19 protein-coding genes are annotated in these 18,181 nt (G+C 69.0%); 11 read left to right on the top strand and 8 right to left on the bottom strand.

The genetic code is table 11. The annotated features are described in order from the left end of the window. Positions 1-7: 7 nt before the first annotated feature. From betB to betI, 3 genes are read right to left on the bottom strand one after another with little or no spacing between them, the layout of a single operon-like run. The gene (gene betB / locus GY170_RS02165; protein ID WP_163889549.1) at positions 8-1,465 is read right to left on the bottom strand and encodes a betaine-aldehyde dehydrogenase; all 1,458 of its coding nucleotides are present in this window, start codon (positions 1,463-1,465) and stop codon (positions 8-10) included. A 5-nt stretch (positions 1,466-1,470) separates the two neighbouring features. Further along, complete coding sequence (gene betC, locus GY170_RS02160) at positions 1,471-2,976, bottom strand: choline-sulfatase (protein ID WP_163889547.1); 1,506 nt, start codon at positions 2,974-2,976, stop codon at positions 1,471-1,473. After that, entirely contained in the window at positions 2,973-3,593 is a 621-nt protein-coding gene (betI, locus tag GY170_RS02155) for a choline-binding transcriptional repressor BetI (RefSeq protein ID WP_235937777.1), read from the bottom strand. Before betI ends, betC begins: the two co-directional genes overlap by 4 nt. Before the next feature lie 57 nt (positions 3,594-3,650). Here betI and choX point away from each other — a divergent pair, with 57 nt between their 5' ends. From choX to choV, 3 genes are all read left to right on the top strand, one after another. Further along, positions 3,651-4,568 carry a choline ABC transporter substrate-binding protein gene (gene choX / locus GY170_RS02150; protein ID WP_163889543.1) on the top strand — a complete coding sequence of 306 codons (918 nt, stop codon included), beginning with the start codon at positions 3,651-3,653 and terminating at the stop codon, positions 4,566-4,568. Positions 4,569-4,684: 116 nt separating this feature from the next. After that, entirely contained in the window at positions 4,685-5,524 is an 840-nt protein-coding gene (gene choW / locus GY170_RS02145; RefSeq protein ID WP_163889541.1) for a choline ABC transporter permease subunit, read from the top strand. Next, on the top strand, positions 5,521-6,564 hold the full coding sequence (gene choV / locus GY170_RS02140) for a choline ABC transporter ATP-binding protein (protein WP_163889540.1): 1,044 nt from the start codon (positions 5,521-5,523) through the stop codon (positions 6,562-6,564). The genes choW and choV overlap by 4 nt, the downstream gene beginning before the upstream one ends. A 109-nt stretch (positions 6,565-6,673) precedes the next feature. On the opposite strand, the gene hemC is transcribed toward choV, so the two are convergent. Beyond that, positions 6,674-7,621: a hydroxymethylbilane synthase gene (gene hemC, locus GY170_RS02135; protein ID WP_163889538.1), complete on the bottom strand. Its 948-nt coding sequence runs from the start codon at positions 7,619-7,621 to the stop codon at positions 6,674-6,676. 74 nt (positions 7,622-7,695) lie between these two features. Here hemC and hemE point away from each other — a divergent pair, with 74 nt between their 5' ends. The 4 genes from hemE (at position 7,696) to GY170_RS02120 (ending at position 11,011) form a co-directional block, all read left to right on the top strand. Then, complete coding sequence (gene hemE, locus GY170_RS02130) at positions 7,696-8,733, top strand: uroporphyrinogen decarboxylase (protein ID WP_163889536.1); 1,038 nt, start codon at positions 7,696-7,698, stop codon at positions 8,731-8,733. A 22-nt stretch (positions 8,734-8,755) separates the two neighbouring features. Continuing rightward, a complete protein-coding gene (locus tag GY170_RS18420; RefSeq protein ID WP_235923990.1) occupies positions 8,756-9,733 on the top strand; it encodes an amidoligase family protein in 978 nt (325 codons plus the stop codon). Beyond that, positions 9,730-10,479, top strand: a complete 750-nt coding sequence (locus GY170_RS02125; RefSeq protein WP_235937776.1) for a gamma-glutamyl-gamma-aminobutyrate hydrolase family protein — start codon at positions 9,730-9,732, stop codon at positions 10,477-10,479. The genes GY170_RS18420 and GY170_RS02125 overlap by 4 nt, the downstream gene beginning before the upstream one ends. 85 nt (positions 10,480-10,564) lie before the next feature. Next, on the top strand, positions 10,565-11,011 hold the full coding sequence (locus GY170_RS02120) for a DUF4126 domain-containing protein (RefSeq protein ID WP_163889530.1): 447 nt from the start codon (positions 10,565-10,567) through the stop codon (positions 11,009-11,011). Positions 11,012-11,090: 79 nt separating this feature from the next. On the opposite strand, the gene hemF is transcribed toward GY170_RS02120, so the two are convergent. Then, complete coding sequence (gene hemF / locus GY170_RS02115) at positions 11,091-11,972, bottom strand: oxygen-dependent coproporphyrinogen oxidase (protein ID WP_163889528.1); 882 nt, start codon at positions 11,970-11,972, stop codon at positions 11,091-11,093. Between the two features lie 75 nt (positions 11,973-12,047). Between hemF and GY170_RS02110 the strand changes: the two genes are divergently transcribed. Further along, on the top strand, positions 12,048-12,431 hold the full coding sequence (locus GY170_RS02110; RefSeq protein ID WP_163889526.1) for a hypothetical protein: 384 nt from the start codon (positions 12,048-12,050) through the stop codon (positions 12,429-12,431). Between the two features lie 55 nt (positions 12,432-12,486). On the opposite strand, the gene GY170_RS02105 is transcribed toward GY170_RS02110, so the two are convergent. Genes GY170_RS02105 through clpS form a run of 3 tightly spaced genes read right to left on the bottom strand, consistent with a single transcriptional unit; the run spans position 12,487 to position 14,676 of the window. Next, complete coding sequence (locus GY170_RS02105) at positions 12,487-13,287, bottom strand: SDR family NAD(P)-dependent oxidoreductase (protein WP_163889525.1); 801 nt, start codon at positions 13,285-13,287, stop codon at positions 12,487-12,489. 38 nt (positions 13,288-13,325) lie between these two features. Then, a complete protein-coding gene (locus GY170_RS02100; RefSeq protein WP_163889523.1) occupies positions 13,326-14,300 on the bottom strand; it encodes a class I SAM-dependent methyltransferase in 975 nt (324 codons plus the stop codon). Between the two features lie 28 nt (positions 14,301-14,328). After that, complete coding sequence (clpS, locus tag GY170_RS02095; RefSeq protein WP_163889521.1) at positions 14,329-14,676, bottom strand: ATP-dependent Clp protease adapter ClpS; 348 nt, start codon at positions 14,674-14,676, stop codon at positions 14,329-14,331. Positions 14,677-14,770: 94 nt separating this feature from the next. Between clpS and GY170_RS02090 the strand changes: the two genes are divergently transcribed. The 3 genes from GY170_RS02090 (at position 14,771) to GY170_RS02080 (ending at position 18,103) form a co-directional block, all read left to right on the top strand. Beyond that, positions 14,771-15,466 (top strand): HAD family hydrolase, encoded by a 696-nt coding sequence (locus tag GY170_RS02090; RefSeq protein ID WP_235937775.1) that lies wholly within the window; start codon positions 14,771-14,773, stop codon positions 15,464-15,466. Between the two features lie 426 nt (positions 15,467-15,892). After that, complete coding sequence (locus GY170_RS02085; protein ID WP_163889517.1) at positions 15,893-16,120, top strand: hypothetical protein; 228 nt, start codon at positions 15,893-15,895, stop codon at positions 16,118-16,120. Positions 16,121-16,570: 450 nt separating this feature from the next. Further along, positions 16,571-18,103, top strand: a complete 1,533-nt coding sequence (locus GY170_RS02080; RefSeq protein ID WP_163889514.1) for a D-alanyl-D-alanine carboxypeptidase family protein — start codon at positions 16,571-16,573, stop codon at positions 18,101-18,103. Positions 18,104-18,181: the final 78 nt, after the last annotated feature.

Raw genomic sequence — 18,181 nt, 5'->3', positions numbered from 1 at the left:
TCGCCCATCAGAACGGCGCCTCCACATCGCCCATCCGCACGTAGACGGAGCGGACCTGGCTGTAGTGGTTGATGGCTTCCTTGGAGTTCTCGCGGCCGACGCCCGAGGCCTTCACCCCGCCGAACGGCGCCTCGACGGGCGCGTCGTTGTAGGAGTTGATGAAGCACGAGCCCGCCTCGAGCTGGCGGATCACCCGGTGGGCGCGGGAGATGTCGCGCGTGAAGACGCCGGCCGAGAGCCCGTAGGGCGTGGCATTGGCGCGGGTGATCGCCTCTTCCTCGGTGTCGAAGGCGAGGACGGACATGACCGGCCCGAAGATCTCTTCGCGCGCGATGGTCATGTCGTCGGTCACGTCGGCAAACACGGTAGGCTCCAAGAAGAAGCCCGCCCCCGCCATCTGGCCGCCGCCGGTGACGAGGCGGGCGCCCTCGTCTTTGCCCTTGCGGATGAACTCCTGCACGATGCGCATCTGCTTTTCGCTGACCATGGGGCCGTAGTTCACGGCCTCGTCCATCGGGTCACCGGCGACGACGCCGCCCAGCCGCTCCTTCAGCCGGTCCAGGAAGGGCTCGACCAGATCGCGCTGCACGAAAACGCGGGTGCCGTTCGAGCAGATCTGGCCGGAGGAGTAGAAGTTGCCAAGGATGGCGCCGCCGACGGCATTGTCGAGCTCGGCATCGTCGAAGACGATCAGGGGCGACTTGCCGCCCAGCTCCATCGTGACATGCTTCATCTCGCCCGCCGCCGCGGCATAGACCTTCTTGCCCGTGGGGGCCGAGCCGGTGAGCGAGACCTTGGCGACGCGCGGATCGGTCACCAGGCTGGCGCCGACCTCGCCGTAGCCCTGCACCACGTTGAACAGGCCAGCTGGCGCGCCCGCCTCCACCATGATCTCGGCGATCTTGAGGGCGCAGAGCGGCGTGGTCTCCGACGGTTTGAACACCATTGCATTGCCGCAGGCGAGCGCCGGCGCCGTTTTCCAGCAGGCGATCTGGGTGGGGTAGTTCCAGGCACCGATGCCCACGCAAACCCCGAGCGGCTCGCGGATCGTGTAGACCCAATCGTCGCCGAGCTGGATGTGCTCACCGGTGAGGGTGGCCGCCAGCCCGCCGAAATATTCCAGCGCGTCCGAGCCGGAGGTGGCATCGGCGACCAGCGTCTCCTGCAGGGGTTTGCCGGTATCAAGCGTCTCCAGCTCGGAGAGCTCGCGGTTGCGCTCGCGCATGATCTGGGCAGCTCGGGTCAGCACCCGGCCCCGCTCGCGCGGCGACCATTTGGCCCAGTCCTTCTGCGCGGCTTCGGCGGCGGCGAGCGCCTGCTCGATCACCGCGGGCGTCGCTGCATGAAGCGTGGCGATGCGTTTGCCGGTGGCTGGGTAGATCACGGCGATCTCGGCGCCGGCTTTATCCTCGACATAGGCGCCGCCGATGTAGTGGCTGCCCGCGGGCTGGGGATCATAGCTCATATATTTCACTCGCCGCGCGGGAAGCGCTGGCCCTCTTCGACGTCGTTCAAATCCATGTGGTTGCGCATGTAGCGCTCGGAGGCCTGGCGCAGGGGCTGGTGATCCCACGGGTAATAGCTGCCGTTGCGCAGCGCCTCGTAGACGATCCAGCGGCGCGCCTGGCTCTTGCGGACGTCATCGTCGAACTCGGCGAGGTCCCAGCGCTCGTCGGCCTGGGCGCGCAGGCGCGCCAGCGCCTCGGCATGGGCCGGGTCTTCGGCGAGATTGGTCAGCTCGTGGGGGTCGGCCTCGAGATCGAAGAGCAACTCGGGGTCGAGCGCGCAGCGGATGTACTTGTAGCGGCCGTCGCGGATGCCGACGAGCGGCGCGTAGCTGGCCTCGGCGGCGTATTCCATCGTCACCGGGGCGCGGGGCTCGCCGGCGGCGACGGGCAGCAGGCTCTCCCCTTCCGTCCAGGGCTTCACCTCGTCCATCGAGACACCGGCGAGATCGCAGAGCGTCGGGCAGACGTCGATGGTGGAGACGGGCTGCTCCACCAGCCCCGGCGTCACGCCGGGCGCCTTGATCATGAGCGGCACGCGGGCGGAGCCTTCGAAGAAGCTCATCTTGAACCACAGGCCCCGCTCGCCCAGCATGTCGCCATGGTCGGAAACGAGCAGGATCGCCGCCTCCTGCCGGGTGCGCTGGAGCACGTCGAGGATGCCGCCGATCTTGTCGTCGAGGTACGAGATGTTGGCGAAATAGCCGCGCCGCGCCTTGCGGATGTTCTCTTCGGTGATGTCGAAATTGCGCCAGTCGTTGGCGTCGAAGATCCGCCGGGAATGGGCGTCGTGCTGCTCGTAGGGCATGGCCGGGACGGGCGGCAGCAGGTGCTCGCAATCCTCGTAGAGATCCCAGTACTTCTTGCGCGCCACGTAGGGGTCATGCGGGTGCGTGAAGCTCGCCGTCAGGCACCACGGGCGGTCATCGCGGCCGCGGGCGAGATCGTAGAGCTTCTGCTCCGCCTGGAAGGCGACGTCGTCGTCGTATTCCATCTGGTTGGTGATCTCGGCGACGCCGGCGCCGGTGACGCTCCCCATGTTGTGGTACCACCAGTCGATCCGCTCGCCCGGCTTGCGGTAATCCGGCGTCCAGCCGAAATCGGCCGGGTAGATGTCCGTCGTCAGGCGCTGCTCGAAGCCGTGGAGCTGGTCGGGGCCGACGAAGTGCATCTTGCCGGAGAGCGCCGTCTGGTAGCCGGCGCGGCGCAGGTGGTGGGCGTAGGTCGGCAGGTCGGAGGCGAACTCGGCGGCGTTGTCGTAGACGCCGGTGACGGAGGGAAGTTGCCCCGACATGAAGCTCGCCCGACCGGGCGCGCAGAGCGGCGAGGCGGTGTAGCAGGTCTGGAAACGGGCTGATTCGGCGGCAAGCGCCTTCAGATTGGGCGCGTGGAGCCAGTCCGCCGGGCCGTCGGGGAAGAGCGTCCCGTTCAGCTGGTCGACCATGAGGATGAGGATGTTCGGTTGGGTCATGAGGCGGCGTTCAACTCGTTTTGCAGGGTTGCGAGGACGGTTTCGATGGCGGTCTCGCCGGCGCTTTCGACCGGGGTCAGCACGAGGCGCAGGTAGAGCCCGTCGATCAGCGCGCCGAGCCGGCCCGCGACCGTTTCGGCGCGGTCGCCAACAAGGGGCCGGAGGTCGTGCACGAAGTTCGATCTGAGCCGACTGTGGTAGATTCGAAGCAGGCGGTGCGCCTCCTCGGAGGACTGCGCGAGCACGTAAAAATTGAGCCAGGCGGCGATGACACCGCGATGGAAGTTGGCCGGCGCGAAGCTGGCATGGACGATCCGCTCAAGCCGCTCCCGGGGGGTCGAGGCCGATGACAGTGCAGTCACGACATCGTTGTGATAGGAGCGCAGCACATGCCGCATCGACGCCAGAAACAGACGCTCCTTGTCACCGAAATAGTGGAAGGCGAGGGCCGGCGAGACGCCGGCCTTCTTGGCGATACGGGACACGGTGATATCGAGCGAGCCGGCCTCGCCGATCACCAGGATCGTCGCCCTGATCAGCTCTTCCCTGCGTCGCATTTCGACGCCCATCTGCCGCTCCCCGGAAAAAACAGTTGCCATCCGGCCATAAAGCCTCATTGTTTGACCGGTCAATCAGAATTCGATCACGCCTTGAAACAACAACAGGGACCAAACATGAAAATCTTTGCCACCGCTTCCGTCCTCGCCCTCAGCGCCACCGCCGCCTTCGCGCAGGCCGAGTGCGATTCCGTCAGCTTCTCCGACGTGGGCTGGACGGACATCACCACCACCACCGCCACGGCGACGCACATCCTCGAAGGGCTGGGCTACGACGTCGAGACGTCGATCCTCTCCGTTCCGGTGACCTTCGCGGCGCTGGAATCGGACGATGTCGACGTCTTCCTCGGCAACTGGCTGCCCGCGCAGTCCGGTGCCATCGGGCCCTACCTGGAGTCCGGTGAGATCGAGACCGTCGCCACCAACCTCGAGGGCACGATCTACACCCTCGCCGTGCCGGCCTATACCTACGAGAAGGGCCTGCAGACCTACGCCGACATCGCCGACTTCCGTGACGAGCTCGACGGCCAAGTCTATGGCATCGAGCCGGGCAACGAGGGCAACGACTACCTGATCTCGCTCACCGAGAGCGACGAGTCCGGCCTATCCGGCTTCGACGTCGTCGAATCCTCCGAGCAGGGCATGCTGGCGCAGGTCAGCCGCGCCTACGAGGACCAGGAAGACATCGTCTTCCTCGGCTGGGCCCCGCACCCGATGAACGCCAACTTCGACCTCGAGTACCTCACCGGCGGTGAAGAGTTCTTCGGCGGCGAAGGCATCGTGAACACGGTCACGCGTGCCGGCTATGTCGAAGAGTGCCCGAACGTCGGCCAGCTCCTGCAGAACATGAGCTTCACGCTCGACATGGAAAACGCCATCATGGGCCAGATCCTCGATGAGGGTGCCGACCCGGCCGAGGCCACCGCGGCCTGGCTGACGTCGAACCCCGATGTCTGGGAAGGCTGGCTCGAGGGTGTGACCACCGTCGACGGCGAGCCGGGCCTCGAGGCCGTGCAAGCCTCGCTCGGCATGTAATGCGCCGGCGGGACCGGCCGGCCGCTTTGGCCGGTCCTGCCAACGGGGCGCCCGCCGGGCGCCCCTTTTGCTATCCGGCGGCACAACAATGACAGTCAGGGGGACAGTATAACGCCATGGAGTGGCTCGAAGAATACAAGATTCCGGTCGGAGACGTCGCCAGCGCGATCTTCGAATGGGTCCGCGACAACCTGGGCTTTCTGCTCGATATCTTCGCCGACCTGATGGACGCGATGATCGAGGGGATCGAGTGGCTCCTGCAGGAGCCCTACCCGCTGATCGTCATCGCCGTCTTCGTGGCCATCACCTACGCGATCCAGCGTAGCTGGAAGGTCAGCCTCTTCGTGGCGCTCGGCTTTCTCTTCATCGTCAACCAGGGCTACTGGGAAGAGACGACGGAGAGCCTGACGCTCGTGCTCTCGGCCTGTATCGTCTGCATGGCCGTCGGCGTGCCCATCGGCATCGCCGCCGCGCACAGGCCCAAGGTCTACGTCGTGCTGCGGCCGATCCTCGATCTGATGCAGACGCTGCCGACCTTCGTCTACCTGATCCCGGCCATCGTCTTCTTCGGCATCGGCACCGTGCCGGGCCTGATCGCCACGGTCATCTTCGTGCTGCCCGCGCCGATCCGCCTGACATATCTCGGCGTCAACTCGACGCCGCAGTCGCTCCTCGAAGCCGCACGCGCCTTCGGCGCCACGCCGCGGCAGGCGCTCTACAAGGTGGAGCTGCCCTACGCGCTGCCGCAGATCATGGCAGGCCTGAACCAGACCATCATGCTGTCGCTGTCGATGGTCGTCGTCTCGGCGCTCGTCGGCGCCTCCGGCCTCGGCGTGCCCGTTCTGCAGGCGCTGAACAGGGTCGATACGTCGCTCGGGTTCGAATCCGGCTTCGTCATCGTCGTCGTCGCCATCATGCTCGACCGCATCCTGAACCTGGGGACCCGCAACAAATGAGTACCGCTGTTGAGATCGACAACGTCTCCATCGTCTTCGGCTCCGACCCCGAGCGCGCCCTGCCCCTGATGGACGCGGGCAAGCAGCGCGGCGAGATCCAGGAGGAGACCAAGCAGGTCCTCGGCGTCCACGATTGCACGCTGTCGGTGGAGGAGGGGGAGATCCTCGTCCTCATGGGGCTCTCCGGCTCCGGCAAGTCGACGCTGCTGCGCGCCATCAACGGGCTCAACCCCGTGGTGCGCGGCGCCGTGCACGTGAACGACGGCGACAAAATGGTCGACGTCACCCATGCCGGCGCGGCGGAGCTGCGGCGCATCCGCATGCACCACGTCGCCATGGTCTTCCAGCAGTTCGGCCTGCTGCCGTGGCGCACGGTGCGCGAGAACGTCGGCCTCGGGCTGGAGCTCGGCGGCATGAGCAAGAAGGACATGAAGGAGCGCGTCGACGAGCAACTGGCGCTCGTCAGCCTTTCCGAATGGGCCGAGCGCAAGGTGGGCGACCTCTCCGGCGGCATGCAGCAGCGCGTCGGCCTCGCCCGCGCCTTCGCAACGCAGGCGCCGATCCTGCTGATGGACGAGCCCTTCTCGGCGCTCGACCCGCTGATCCGCACCAAACTGCAGGATGAGCTTCTGGAGCTGCAGCAGCGGCTGAAGCGCACGATCATCTTCGTCAGCCACGACCTCGACGAGGCCTTCAAGATCGGCAACCAGATCTCGATCATGGAAGGCGGGCGCATCATCCAGACGGGCGAGCCGCGCGACATCTTCTCGGACCCGAAGAACGAGTATGTCGCCGAGTTCGTGCAGCACATGAACCCGCTCGGCGTCTTCCGCGCCCGCGACCTAATGACGCCGCTGACGACCGAGCCGACGATCAAGATCGACGCCGATCACCTCGTGCGCGACGGGATCGCCCGGCTCATCGAGAGCGAAGGCACCATCGGGGTGGAGGAAGACGGCCGCGTCATCGGCCAGCTCACCCGCGACGACGTCCTCCGCGGGCTTCTGCCGGCGGATCAGCGCGTGGTCGGCAGCATCTGACGCGGATGGGCGAAGGGTGGAGGGGGGCTGTCTGCCCCCCGCCGCCTTTGGCGGCCCCCCCGAGGATTTTTTGGACCAAAGACAGGGGGTCTGACGGCGAAGTGGCGCGTCAGGACCGCCAGTCGAAGAAGTCGTCGCCCGCCTGGTCGAGCAGCTCGGCGGCGAGGTCGCGGCCGAGGACCATGGCCTTTTCCGCAGGGCCGGAGGTCTGGCCGGCGTAGGAGGCAGAGCCGTCGGGCTTGAGGATCTCCCCCCGCAGGTGGAGCGTGCCGCCTTCCAGCTCGGCGAGGCCGGCGATGGGCGTCTCGCAGGAGCCGTCGAGCGCGGCGAGGAAGCTGCGTTCCGCCGCCAGCCGCGTCCCCGTCTCAGCATGGTGGAGGGGGGCGAGCAGCTCGGCGGTGCGGCGGTCGTCGGCCCGGCGCTCGATGCCGATGGCGCCCTGCGCGACGGCGGGGAGCATCTCGTCCGGCCCGATGGGGGCGGCGGGCACGGCGCCGGCCATCTCCAGCCGGTTGAGACCGGCCATGGCGAGGAACGTCCCCTCCGCCACGCCTTCGCGCAGCTTGCGCAGGCGCGTCTGCACGTTGCCGCGGAATTCCACCACCTGAAGGTCGGGCCGGCGCACGAGCAGCTGAGAGCGGCGGCGCAGGCTGGAGGTGCCGACGACGGCGCGCTGCGGCAGGTCCGTCAGGCGGTCATGCTCCAGCGAGACGAAGGCGTCGCGCACATCCTCCCGCGGCAGGTAACAATCGAGCGTCAGCCCCTCGGGCTGCAGGACCGGCATGTCCTTCATGGAGTGGACGGCGATGTCGAGCTCGGCGCGGATCAGCCCCTCCTCGATCTCGCGGGTGAAGAGGCCCTTGCCACCCAGCTCCTTCAGCGCCCTGTCCTGCACCCTGTCCCCCGTCGTCTGCACGACGACGACCTCGAAGGCCTCCATCGGTAGATCCCACGCCGCCATGAGGCGGCTCCGGGTCTCGTGGGCCTGCGCGAGGGCGAGCGGCGAGCCGCGGGTGCCGATGCGGAGGGGCGAGGCGGGAGAAGGCAGGTCGGGCATGGGGGCGAGGGCTAGGACGAAGGCGGCGCCTTGACAAGACCCGCCACGGGCAGGACGAAGCCCGGATGGACAAGATGACCCAAGACAAGGCGCTCCTGCGGGCGCTTCGCGGCGAGCGGCTCCCCACCCCGCCGATCTGGATGATGCGGCAGGCGGGGCGCTACCTGCCGGAATATCGCGAGACGCGGGCGCAGGCGGGCGACTTCCTGTCGCTCTGCTACTCGCCCGACCTCGCCGCCGAGGTGACGCTGCAGCCGATCCGCCGCTACGGCTTCGACGCCGCGATCCTCTTCGCCGACATCCTGCTGCTGCCGCAGGCGCTCGGCGCCAAGCTGTGGTTCGTCACCGGCGAGGGCCCGCGGCTGGAGCCGGTGACGACGCCGGCCGGGCTGGCGGGGCTGCGGCCCGTCTCGGCGATCCACGACACGCTGGGGCCCATCTATGACACCCTCTCCATCCTGACGCGCGAGCTGCCGCCCGAGACGGCGCTGATCGGCTTTGCCGGCGCGCCGTGGACGGTGGCGACCTACCTCATCGGCGGGCGCGGCACGCCCGATCAGGCGCCGGCGCACCAGCTGATGCGCGAGGACGAGCCGACCTTCCGGCGGATCATCGATCTGCTGACGGAGGCGACGGTGGAATACCTCTCCGCGCAGGTCCGCGCCGGGGCGGAGGTGGTGAAGCTCTTCGATTCCTGGGCCGGCTCGCTGCAGGGCGTGGCCTTCGAGCAATATTCCCTGGCCCCGATGCGGGAGATCACCGCGGCGCTTAAGGCCCGCCACCCGGGCCTGCCGGTCATTGCCTTCCCGCGCGGGGCCGGAACCCGCTTCGCCGGCGCCCACGCCGCCACCGGGGCCGACTGCATCGCGCTGGATGACGGCGTGACGCCGGACTGGGCCGCCGCGCATGTGCAGCCCGCCGGCCCGGTGCAGGGCAACCTCGCCTCGCGCCACATGGTCACCGGCGGCGACGCGCTGGTGGAGGAGACGCGAGCCATCGTGACCGCCTTCTCGGGCGGGCCGCACATCTTCAACCTCGGGCACGGGATCACCCCGGATGCCGACCCGGAGAACGTGCAGCTGATGATCGACACGGTGCGCGGAACCGCCTGATCGGGGGCCGCGTTTCGGGGCCATGCACGGGACCGCCGATATCGACCGCAGCCACTTCGCCCCCCTGCCCCGCCCGACGAACGCGGCGGGGGAGGAGCGGCGCACGGGGGTGGAAATCGAGTTCGCCGGCCTGACGGAGGACGAGGCCGCCCACCTCGCCGCCGAGGTGCTGGGCGGCGAGGTGGAGCGCGCCGGCCCCCGCGAGCGGCGCGTCACCGGCTCCGTCATCGGCGAGCTGAAAGTCTATCTCGACACCGCCTACCGCGACTGGCACGGCCGGCTTGCCGAGGCGGGGCTGGACCTTGCCCGCTCCCTCGTACCGGTGGAGATCGTCACCGAGCCGCTCCTCCACGACGATCTGCCGGCGCTGGAGACGCTGCGCGAGGCCCTGCGCGAGGCGGGCGCCGAGGGCTCGCAGGCCGCCGCGCTCTACGGCTTCGGGCTTCATCTCAACCCGGAGATCCCGGGGGAGACGGTGGAGGATCTGGCTCCCGTCGTCACCGCCTACGGGCTGCTCGAGGACTGGCTGCGCTACGAGGACCCGATCGACACCTCCCGCCGGATCCTCCCCTTCTCCGACCCATGGCCCCGGCCATTCGTCGACGCGCTGGCGCAGGCGGAGGGGTGGAGCCTCGCCGACCTGACGGCGAGCTACCTGGAGCATTCAGCGACGCGCAACCGCGGGCTCGACATGCTGCCGGTGCTCTCCCATGTCGACCGGGCGCGGGTGGCGGAGGGGCTCGGCGGCAGCCTCGGCGCCGTCAAGCCGCGCCCCGCCTTCCATTACCGCCTGCCCGACAGCCGCGTGAACGCCTCCGGCTGGCGGATCGCCTACGAATGGAACCGCTGGGTGACGGTGGAGCGGCTCGCCGCCCGGCCCGACCTGCTGGACGAGCTGAAGGCCCGCTGGCGCGCGCATCGGCGGGATGTCTTCTCCACCATCGCCGACTGGCGGCGCTTCACGGGCAACGTGGTCGCGAGCCAGGGCCTCGCGCCGTGAGCCCGCGGACCCACCTCTCCTGGCAGCAGCGGCCGCGCATCGCCGTCACCACCTCCGCCCGCTCCGGCTGGCGGATCTTCCCGCTCTTCGCGCTGAACATCCTGCTGACCGGCGGGCGCGCCGTGCGCTGGGGGGCCGGCCGACCGTCGGATCTTGCCACCGTCGACGGGGTGATCATTGGCGGCGGCGACGACATCTCCGCCGATCTCTATGGCGGCGGGATCGTCACCTCCGCCCGCATCGACCCGGAGCGCGATGCGCTCGAGAAGGGCCTCGTGGCGGGGGCGGCGGAGCGGGGGATGCCGCTTCTCGGCATCTGCCGGGGCAGCCAGATGCTCAATGTCGCGCTCGGCGGCACGCTGCACCAGAACGCCTACGAGACGTTTCGCCGCTCCACCCGCGTCTACACGATCCTGCCCCGCAAGAAGATCCGCGTCTGCGAGGCCAGCCGGCTGGAGCAGATCGCGGGCCGGCAGGAGATGCGCGTCAACGCCCTGCACTCGCAAGCGGTGGACAGGCTGGGCGCGGGGCTGCGCGTGGCGGCCCGTGACGATGGCGGCATGGTGCAGGGGGTGGAGCGGATTGCCGACCCCTTCGCGCTGGGGGTGCAGTGGCACCCCGAGCACCTGTGGTACGCGCCCCGGCAGCGCGCCATCTTCCGCGCCCTCGTCACGGCGGCGCGGGCCTATGCCGAGGGGCGTGGGCAGGTGGCCGAGGTGGAGCGGGAGGCGGCGGCGGAGCCGTGACTGCGGGCGGCGGCAGGGCCGATATGCCGCAGGAACCATCGCCCGCAGGCGCCCGTTGCCCCCGGACATCTGGACAGGAGGCAAGATGCTACGCTCGATCCTCATGGGCCTCGTGGCCGGCCAGCGCTCGATGAGCCCCCTCGGGGCGCTCGCCGTTGCCGCCCAGCGCGACGCCCTTCCGCATGACACCCCCGAGGCGCGGCTGATGAACGTGCCGTGGATCGCCGCCGGCGGCGTGACGATGGCCGCGCTGGAGATGGCGGGCGACAAGATGAAGACGGCGCCGGACCGCACCGTCTTCCTCGGCCTCCTCGCGCGGACGATCTCGGCCGGGTTCGCCGGCGCGGCGCTGGCCCCGCCGAAGCGGCAGGTGGAAGGCGCGGCGCTCGGCATCGGCGCGGCGACGGCCTCGTCCTACCTCGGGCTGGCGGCGCGCAAGCGCGCGATGGAGGAGCATGGGCAGACGAGCACCGGCCTCATCGAGGACGGCATCGTCTTCGCGGCTGCCCTTGCCATCGCCAACGCCCGCTAGCCTGCGCGGGGCCCCCGGGGCCGGGCCGCATGGGACGGCGGGCGGGGCGATTGCCGCAGGCGAGCGCCGCCCGGCCGGCTCAGATCCACTTCGCGAGCGGCGGCAGGCTCATCAGCACCGCGTCGGGGTCATGCGCCGTGGCGAGGCCGAACTTGGTGCCCCGGTCATAGACGAGGTTGTACTCGGCATAGAGCCCGCGGTGGACGAGCTGCACCTCCCGGTCCTCCGCCGTCCACGCCTGCTCGCGCCGCCGCTCCACGAGGGGCAGGTAGGCGGGCAGGAAGGCGCGGCCGATATCCTGGATCAGGGAGAAGTCGTCCTCCCAGTCGCCGGTGCAATGGTCATCGAGGAAGATGCCGCCCACGCCCCGCGCCCGCCGGCGGTGGGGGATGTAGAAATACTCGTCCGCCCAGGCCTTCAGGCGGGGGTAGTGTTCCTCCCCGTGCGGATCGAGGAACTCCTTCTGGACGGCGTGGAAATGCCCCGTGTCCTCCTCGTACTCAATGCAGGGGTTGAGGTCGGAGCCGCCGCCGAACCACCAGGCGCCCGGCGTCCAGAACATGCGGGTGTTCATATGCACCGCCGGCACGTGCGGGTTGGCCATGTGCGCGACGAGGGAGATGCCAGAGGCCCAGAAGCGCGGGTCGGCCTCGACGCCCGGCACGCCGCGCGCGGCCATGCTGCGCTGCGCCGCCTCGCCCAGCTCCCCGTGCACGGCGGAGACGTTGACGCCGACCTTCTCGAAGACGCGGCCGCCGCGCATGACGCTCATCAGCCCGCCGCCGCCTTCTTCCCCCGCCTCGCCCCGGCGCGTTTCTGTCACCTGGAAGCGGCCGGCGGGCCCGGGTCCGCCCTGAGCGTCCTCCACCGCCTCGAAGGCGGCGACGATCTCGTCCCGGAGCGCCCGGAACCAGCCCGCCGCCCGCTCTTTTTCTGCCGTCATGGCACTCTCGTCGGCCATGCCTGCCTCCGCTATTGAATAACCGCCGCCTTGTCGCGCAAACGATGGCGGAACCCAAGACCCGGAGTCTCCCCGATGCGCCGCCTGCTCCTTGCCCTGCCCCTCCTCGCTGCCGCCTGCGCCACGCCGCAGGAGCAATGCATTTCCCGCGCCCTGCGCGATGTCCGCACCCTCGACGGGCTGATCGCCGAGACGCGGGGTAACCTCGAGCGGGGTTACGGCCTGCGCACCGAGCAGGAGGTCGTCGTGCGCAACCGGCGCTGCTCCGGCACCACCTCCAGCGGCGAGCAGTTCGTCTACCCGTGCCAGCAGACGGAGACGGTGGATCGCCGCGTGCCCGTCGCGCTGGATCTGCAGGCCGAGCGGGACAAGCTAGAATCGCTGCTCCAGCGGCGCCAGCGCGAGGAGGCGCAGGCGATGGCGCAGAGCAACGCCTGCCGGGCAGCCTATCCGGAGTGAGGTTCGGCGCCCTCGCCCGCCATGGGCGGGGGCGCGAGACGACTTCTGTTGTTGATCAGAAGGCCGAGCAGGCCGCCGGGTCGAGCAGGCTGCGCCCGCCATCCACCGTCAGCACCTGCCCGGTGATGAAGCCGGCGCCGTCGGAGGCGAGGAACTGCACCGCCTCGGCCAGCTCGCGCGGAGAGGCGATGCGGCCCAGCGGCGTGCGGCCGACGACGCGCTCGCGCATCTCGTCGTCGTCCTTGATCTTCTCGTGCAGCGAATGGCTCATCACCGATCCGAAGGAGACGGCGTTGACGCGAATGCGCTCCGGCGCCAGCGCCACGGCCATCGAGCGGGTCAGCTGCTCCAGCGCCGCGTTGGAGACGGAGTAGGCGAGCAGCTCCGGGTGGGCCATCCGCGCCGCGATGGTGGAGATGTTGACGATGGCGCCGCGCGGCACCTCCTCCTCCGGGGTCAGCTTGATCATCTTCTTGGCGACGATCCGGCTGAGCTGCAGCGAGGCGAGCATGTTCTGCTCCATCATCACCGGCACCGAATCGTCTTCCGGGTCGAAGAGCTCGGTCTTGATGATCTGGCGCGAGGCGTTGACGAGGATGTCGACGTCGTCGAAGGCGTCGATGGTCAGCGAGAGGAGGTTGGCGATGGTCAGCTTCTCGCGCAGGTCGCCGGCAAAGATGCGGGCGGAGCTGCCCTCGCCGGCCCTGTCGCCCAGCTCTTCGTTCAGCGCCTCTTCGTCACGGTCGACGAAGACGACATTGGCGCCCTGTTCGAGAAAATGCAGCCCGATGGCCAGGCCCACCCCGTGGGCGCCGCCGGTGACGATGGCGGTCTTGCCGTCGATCGAGAAGCTCATGTCTGCCTCCGTCCCTGCTTGGGGACATTAAGACGAATTTAACGCCGCGGGCGAGTCGCGTGGAGCAGTTTGAAGGCTCCATCGCCGCCCAATTCTTCGACGCGCGAAAAAGCGGCATCGAGGGCGGCCTCGTAGGGAAGATGTCGGTTGGCCACAAGCCAGAGCTGGCCACCTTGCGTCAAATTGCGCCGCGCTGCAGCGATGAAGGCCTGCCCCAGCCCCGGATCGGCCGAGCGGCCGCTGTGGAAGGGCGGGTTCATGACGATGCCGGCGTAGGGCGTCTCCGCCTTGAAGGTCGCCGCATCCTCCCACAGGAAGGCGGCGCGCGGGTCGGGCACGTTGGCGCGGGCGCACTCGAGCGCCAACGCCTCCGCCTCGATCAGGTCGATGCTCTCCACCCCGCGCCGCTCCAGCGCGGCGGCGGCGAGGAAGCCCCAGCCAGCGCCGAAATCGGCCATGCGCGAGGGCAGCTTCTTCGGCAGCGCCTCGGCCAGCAGGGCGGAGCCCTTGTCGATCCGATCCTCGGAGAAGATGCCCGGCTGGCGCACCCAGCCATCCTCGGCGCGCTGCGGCCCCTCGGCGGCCCAGTCGGCCAGCGCATCGCCGGGCGACATGATGAAGAGGCGGCCGTGGTCGCGCGTGTCGGAGGGCAGATCCCCCAGCCGCTTGCGGGCCTCGCGCCAGAACGAATCGACGCCATGCGTCTTCGGCCCGTCGACCACCACCATCGGTGCCCGCGCCGCCGCCTCGGCAATCAGCGCCCGGGCGAAGGCCTTGGAGCGCGGCAGGAAGACGATGGCGAGCGCGGCCGGGCCGGCATCGGTGCCCGTCTCGTAACCGGCGGCGGACCAGTAATCGGCGTGGGGGCGAAAGCCCGTCTCCACCCGCACGCGCTCCTGCGGCAGGGCGGCGAGGTCCGCTTCCGGCGGCGGGCGCAGGACGAGGATCGGCCCCTCGGCTAGCAGCGACAGGACGCCCGCGTCGAGCGCGGCGGACAGGCGGGAGGTGGCCATGCGGGTTATTGTCAGCCCCGGGCGGGGGCTATTCCTTTTCCATCGTGCATTGCAGCGGGTGCTGGTGCCGCTGGGCGAAATCCATCACCTGCGCCACCTTCGTCTCGGCAATCTCGTAGGAATAGACGGCAACGACCGCCACGCCCTTCTTGTGCACCGTGAGCATCAGCTCGAAGGCTTGGGCGTGGTTCATGCCGAAGAATCGCTCGAGCACATGCACGACGAATTCCATCGGCGTGTAGTCGTCGTTGAGGATCAGCACCTTGTAGAGCGGGGGGCGCTTCGTCTTGGAACGCGTCTCAAGCTTGAGGCCGACGTCATCATCGTCGCCCCCGGTGCCTGCGCCCGTCGCCATCATGTAGAAATCGGCCAGCATGGTCCGTTTTCGTCTCGCTCGTGCAATGATTGTGTCAGCGTTATATAGGCGCGCACGCGCGGCTGCAAAGGCCGGTTTACCCAAGGATGCGCCGGTGAGGGACACAAATCGCGTCTTCGCCTTCGATGCTGACGATACTCTCTGGCATAACGAGAAGTTCTTCCGCCTGACGCAGGAGCGATTCGCAGGGCTTCTGGCCGACCATGCGGAGGTGGAGACGCTGGGCGCGAAGCTCCTCGCCGCCGAGCGGCGCAACCTCGGCCACTATGGATTCGGCATCAAGGGTTTCACCCTGTCGATGATCGAAACGGCGCTGGAGGTGACGGACAGGCAGGTCCCCGGCGCGGTGATCGCCGAGATCCTCGCCGCCGGGCAGGAGATGCTGCGCCACCCCATCGAGCTGCTCCCCGGCGCGGAGGAGGCGGTGGCGGCGCTGGCCGAGCGGGGGCGCGTGATCCTCATCACCAAGGGCGACCTATTGGACCAGGAGCGCAAGCTGGCGCAGTCCGGGCTCGGCGATGCCTTCGACGCGGTGGAGATCGTCTCGGACAAGACGGAGGCGACCTACGCCCGCCTCTTCGCCGGCAGCACCTTCGCGCTGATGGCCGGCAACTCGATGAAGTCCGACATCCTCCCCGCCCTCGCTGCCGGCGCCCACGGCGTGCACGTGCCGCACGAGACGACCTGGGCGCTAGAGGAGGCGGAGGACCCGGCCGCCGGCCCCCGCTTCCACCGGATCGCGACGCTCGAGGCGCTGCCGGAGTTGGTGGACGGGTTGCTGGGAGCCTAGGTTTCGGAGTGTCGGGCCGCCTGTAGGAAGCGTAGGGCGTCGATTCCTCGCCACAATTGAGCGCGTCATCAGGCACTTGGGCTGGCGGCGCGACTCGTGTCCGCGCTGCCGCGGAGGCTCCATAGGGCCGGCGCAGGCCGAGGTTCGGCGCTCGATGTGTGTTCTGGAGGCAACCCGGCTTCACTTCGTGTTTCGGGCTCAAGCGACACCCGGCGAAGCGCTAAGTCGCTGCTTCTTCTGCAATTAACCCGAAATTTCGGCTTCTGGGCTCAGTCTCGAGTCTGAGTCGACTCAAATTCGCAGGACATACAGGTGGCACCATCCCCGCCCGGTCTGATTTTACATTGAACAGAAGGGTCGATCTCTGCATTGTCGAAACAATCAGTAGCGGCAAGCGCCCTTCTGGCCACATTGGAGACAATTGTTATGACCTTCTTGACAATCCTCTACCTTGGTGTCGCCTCATTCGCGCTCTTAATGACCTTCTCTGAAGGCTTCGCGAAACCCGGATACAATGCCCGCAAGGCCGTCCTGTCCTTCGTTGCCTGCGCATTCTGGCCGCTGACGGTCGCCGCCATCATCGTGATGGCTATGGCCCCGACCTCACTGGCGATGCGCCCGAAGGCCCGCGCCGCGGTGCCCTCCTCGATCTGAGCGACGGCCTTTAGGGGCCGCCCTCGCGGATCGGGCTTCTGCCCTGAGCCGTAATCTCAGTATCCCAGACATCTCCATTCAGGCGCCGGCCGAGTCCCGATAGGGATCGCCGGCGCTTATCGTTTGGCCCGTCGCTGATCCGCGGCGGGCCGAATCCGTTGAGGGTGCCGATGGACTAGCCACCCCGCTCGGCACGGGGTTCGGCACCCGCTGTGCCGCGCATCAGACGCCACAAGTCCGCCAGATGGCTAGAGTTTTCATGACCTCGCGGCGCCCAAACCCCTGTATCACAGCCCATCCCCGGCATGAGTGCCGCACATGAGCCTCACCTCGCATCTGCCTGACAAAAGACCTGTTTCGGGAGGCGAAGAGCCGTGCTAGCGTGACCTCAATCAATGGCATCCGCCACGAAGCGGAGCCGCGAGGCAGAAAAAATCGGGCAGTGAAACCATGCCGCTATCCCCTGTACGGACGGCCCGTCTGGGCCTGCTGATTCTATTCATGCTCTTCGCCGCGCTCCTCGCGCCATCGGCCGCGAGGTCCGCTCCCTACGCGGCGCTGGTGATGGACGCGCGGACAGGCGAGGTGCTCTTCGAGCAGAACGCCGACACGAGGCTCCACCCCGCCTCTCTCACAAAGATGATGACGCTCTACATCGCGTTCCAGGCGGTGCAGCGGGGCGAGATCAGCCTCGATACCGAGGTCGTCATCACCTCCGACGCGGCGGCCATGCCGCCCTCGAAGCTGGGGCTGCGGTCGGGGCAGTCGATCCGGCTGCGCTACCTCATCCGCGCCGCCGCCGTCCGCTCGGCCAACGATGCGGCGACGGCGATCGGCGTGGCGCTGGCGGGCAGCCAGGAGGCCTTCGCGCGGCGGATGAACGCCACCGCCCGGGCGATGGGGATGAACAGCACCACCTTCATCAACATGAACGGGCTGACCGCCGAGGGGCACCTCTCGACGGCGCGCGACATGAGCGTGCTGGGGCGCCACATGGTCTATGACTTCCCGCAGTATTATAACCTCTTCTCGCGGCGGACGGCCGATGCGGGCATTGCCACCGTCTCCAACACCAACCGCCGCTTCCTCGACAGCTACCCCGGCGCGGACGGGATCAAGACCGGCTTCACCAACGCCGCCGGTTACAACCTCACCGCCAGCGCCCAGCACGGCAACGTGCGCATCATCGCCACTGTGTTCGGCGGCACCTCGACGGCGCAGCGCAACCAGAAGGTCTCCGAACTGCTGGACCTGGGCTTCTCCCGCGCCCCCGGCAACGCCCGCCTCAACCGGCCCGAGCCGCCGCCGGCGGTGACGCTGCGCGAAGGGGCGGATCTGGTGGCCACGGCACCGCCGGGCGCGCCCGTGGTGGAGGGCGCCGCCGCGCGGACCATTCGCGTCTCGGGCATCATCAACCGCTCGCTGCGCCCGCTGGCGCGGCCGGGAGGCCCGGGAGGCGCCGGCACGCTCGTCGCCTCCGGCAGCCCGGACGCGGTGGCCGAAGCGCTGGCCGATGCCATCATCTCCGCCGCCTCCGCGGGCTCCGGCCCCGATGCCGCCGCGGCGCCGGACGGCACGCTCGTCGTCGCCGGCTCGGCGCTGGCGCCGACGGAGCTGGCGCCCGTCGAGGCAACCCCGCCGCCGGCCCGCCCGGCGGAGCTGATCATGACGGCCGAGGCCATCGAGCCGGGCGACGTGCCCGAGGCGGAGCCGGAGATCGTCACCCGCCTGTCCACCTCCGGCGGGCATACCTGGGGCATCAACGTCGGCCGCTACAACTCCCGCGGGGAGGCCGAGCGCGTGCTGATCCGCGTGGCGCTGGCCGAGACGGTGACGCTGGAAGGCTCCCTACGCCGCGTGGTGCAGGGCTCCACCGGGTACGACGCGAACTTCATGGGGCTGACCCGCGAAGGCGCCGACCTCGCCTGCCGGCGACTGCAGGCGCGCGGGACGACGTGCTTCATGATCGGGGCGGAGAGCTGACCGGGCCGGCCGCTGCGCCCGGCTGAGGCGGCAGGACCGGGGGCCAGCCCCGCCGCCATTGTCGCTCGGACCGATGGC

Source organism: Pseudoroseicyclus tamaricis (genome assembly GCF_012070395.1).
GTDB lineage: Bacteria > Pseudomonadota > Alphaproteobacteria > Rhodobacterales > Rhodobacteraceae > Pseudoroseicyclus_A > Pseudoroseicyclus_A tamaricis.
Note: the sequence above shows the minus strand (reverse complement) of the source record. Positions and strands in the feature narration are given on the sequence as shown.

Bases quoted from the DNA above. Each gene is read 5' to 3' on its own strand.
- betB (WP_163889549.1), bottom strand. From the start codon at position 1,465: ATGAGCTATGATCCCCAGCCCGCGGGCAGCCACTACATCGGCGGCGCC.
- betC (WP_163889547.1), bottom strand. From the start codon at position 2,976: ATGACCCAACCGAACATCCTCATCCTCATGGTCGACCAGCTGAACGGG.
- betI (WP_235937777.1), bottom strand. From the start codon at position 3,593: ATGAGGCTTTATGGCCGGATGGCAACTGTTTTTTCCGGGGAGCGGCAG.
- choX (WP_163889543.1), top strand. From the start codon at position 3,651: ATGAAAATCTTTGCCACCGCTTCCGTCCTCGCCCTCAGCGCCACCGCC.
- choW (WP_163889541.1), top strand. From the start codon at position 4,685: ATGGAGTGGCTCGAAGAATACAAGATTCCGGTCGGAGACGTCGCCAGC.
- choV (WP_163889540.1), top strand. From the start codon at position 5,521: ATGAGTACCGCTGTTGAGATCGACAACGTCTCCATCGTCTTCGGCTCC.
- hemC (WP_163889538.1), bottom strand. From the start codon at position 7,621: ATGCCCGACCTGCCTTCTCCCGCCTCGCCCCTCCGCATCGGCACCCGC.
- hemE (WP_163889536.1), top strand. From the start codon at position 7,696: ATGACCCAAGACAAGGCGCTCCTGCGGGCGCTTCGCGGCGAGCGGCTC.
- GY170_RS18420 (WP_235923990.1), top strand. From the start codon at position 8,756: ATGCACGGGACCGCCGATATCGACCGCAGCCACTTCGCCCCCCTGCCC.
- GY170_RS02120 (WP_163889530.1), top strand. From the start codon at position 10,565: ATGCTACGCTCGATCCTCATGGGCCTCGTGGCCGGCCAGCGCTCGATG.
- hemF (WP_163889528.1), bottom strand. From the start codon at position 11,972: ATGGCCGACGAGAGTGCCATGACGGCAGAAAAAGAGCGGGCGGCGGGC.
- GY170_RS02110 (WP_163889526.1), top strand. From the start codon at position 12,048: ATGCGCCGCCTGCTCCTTGCCCTGCCCCTCCTCGCTGCCGCCTGCGCC.
- GY170_RS02105 (WP_163889525.1), bottom strand. From the start codon at position 13,287: ATGAGCTTCTCGATCGACGGCAAGACCGCCATCGTCACCGGCGGCGCC.
- GY170_RS02100 (WP_163889523.1), bottom strand. From the start codon at position 14,300: ATGGCCACCTCCCGCCTGTCCGCCGCGCTCGACGCGGGCGTCCTGTCG.
- clpS (WP_163889521.1), bottom strand. From the start codon at position 14,676: ATGCTGGCCGATTTCTACATGATGGCGACGGGCGCAGGCACCGGGGGC.
- GY170_RS02085 (WP_163889517.1), top strand. From the start codon at position 15,893: ATGACCTTCTTGACAATCCTCTACCTTGGTGTCGCCTCATTCGCGCTC.
- GY170_RS02080 (WP_163889514.1), top strand. From the start codon at position 16,571: ATGCCGCTATCCCCTGTACGGACGGCCCGTCTGGGCCTGCTGATTCTA.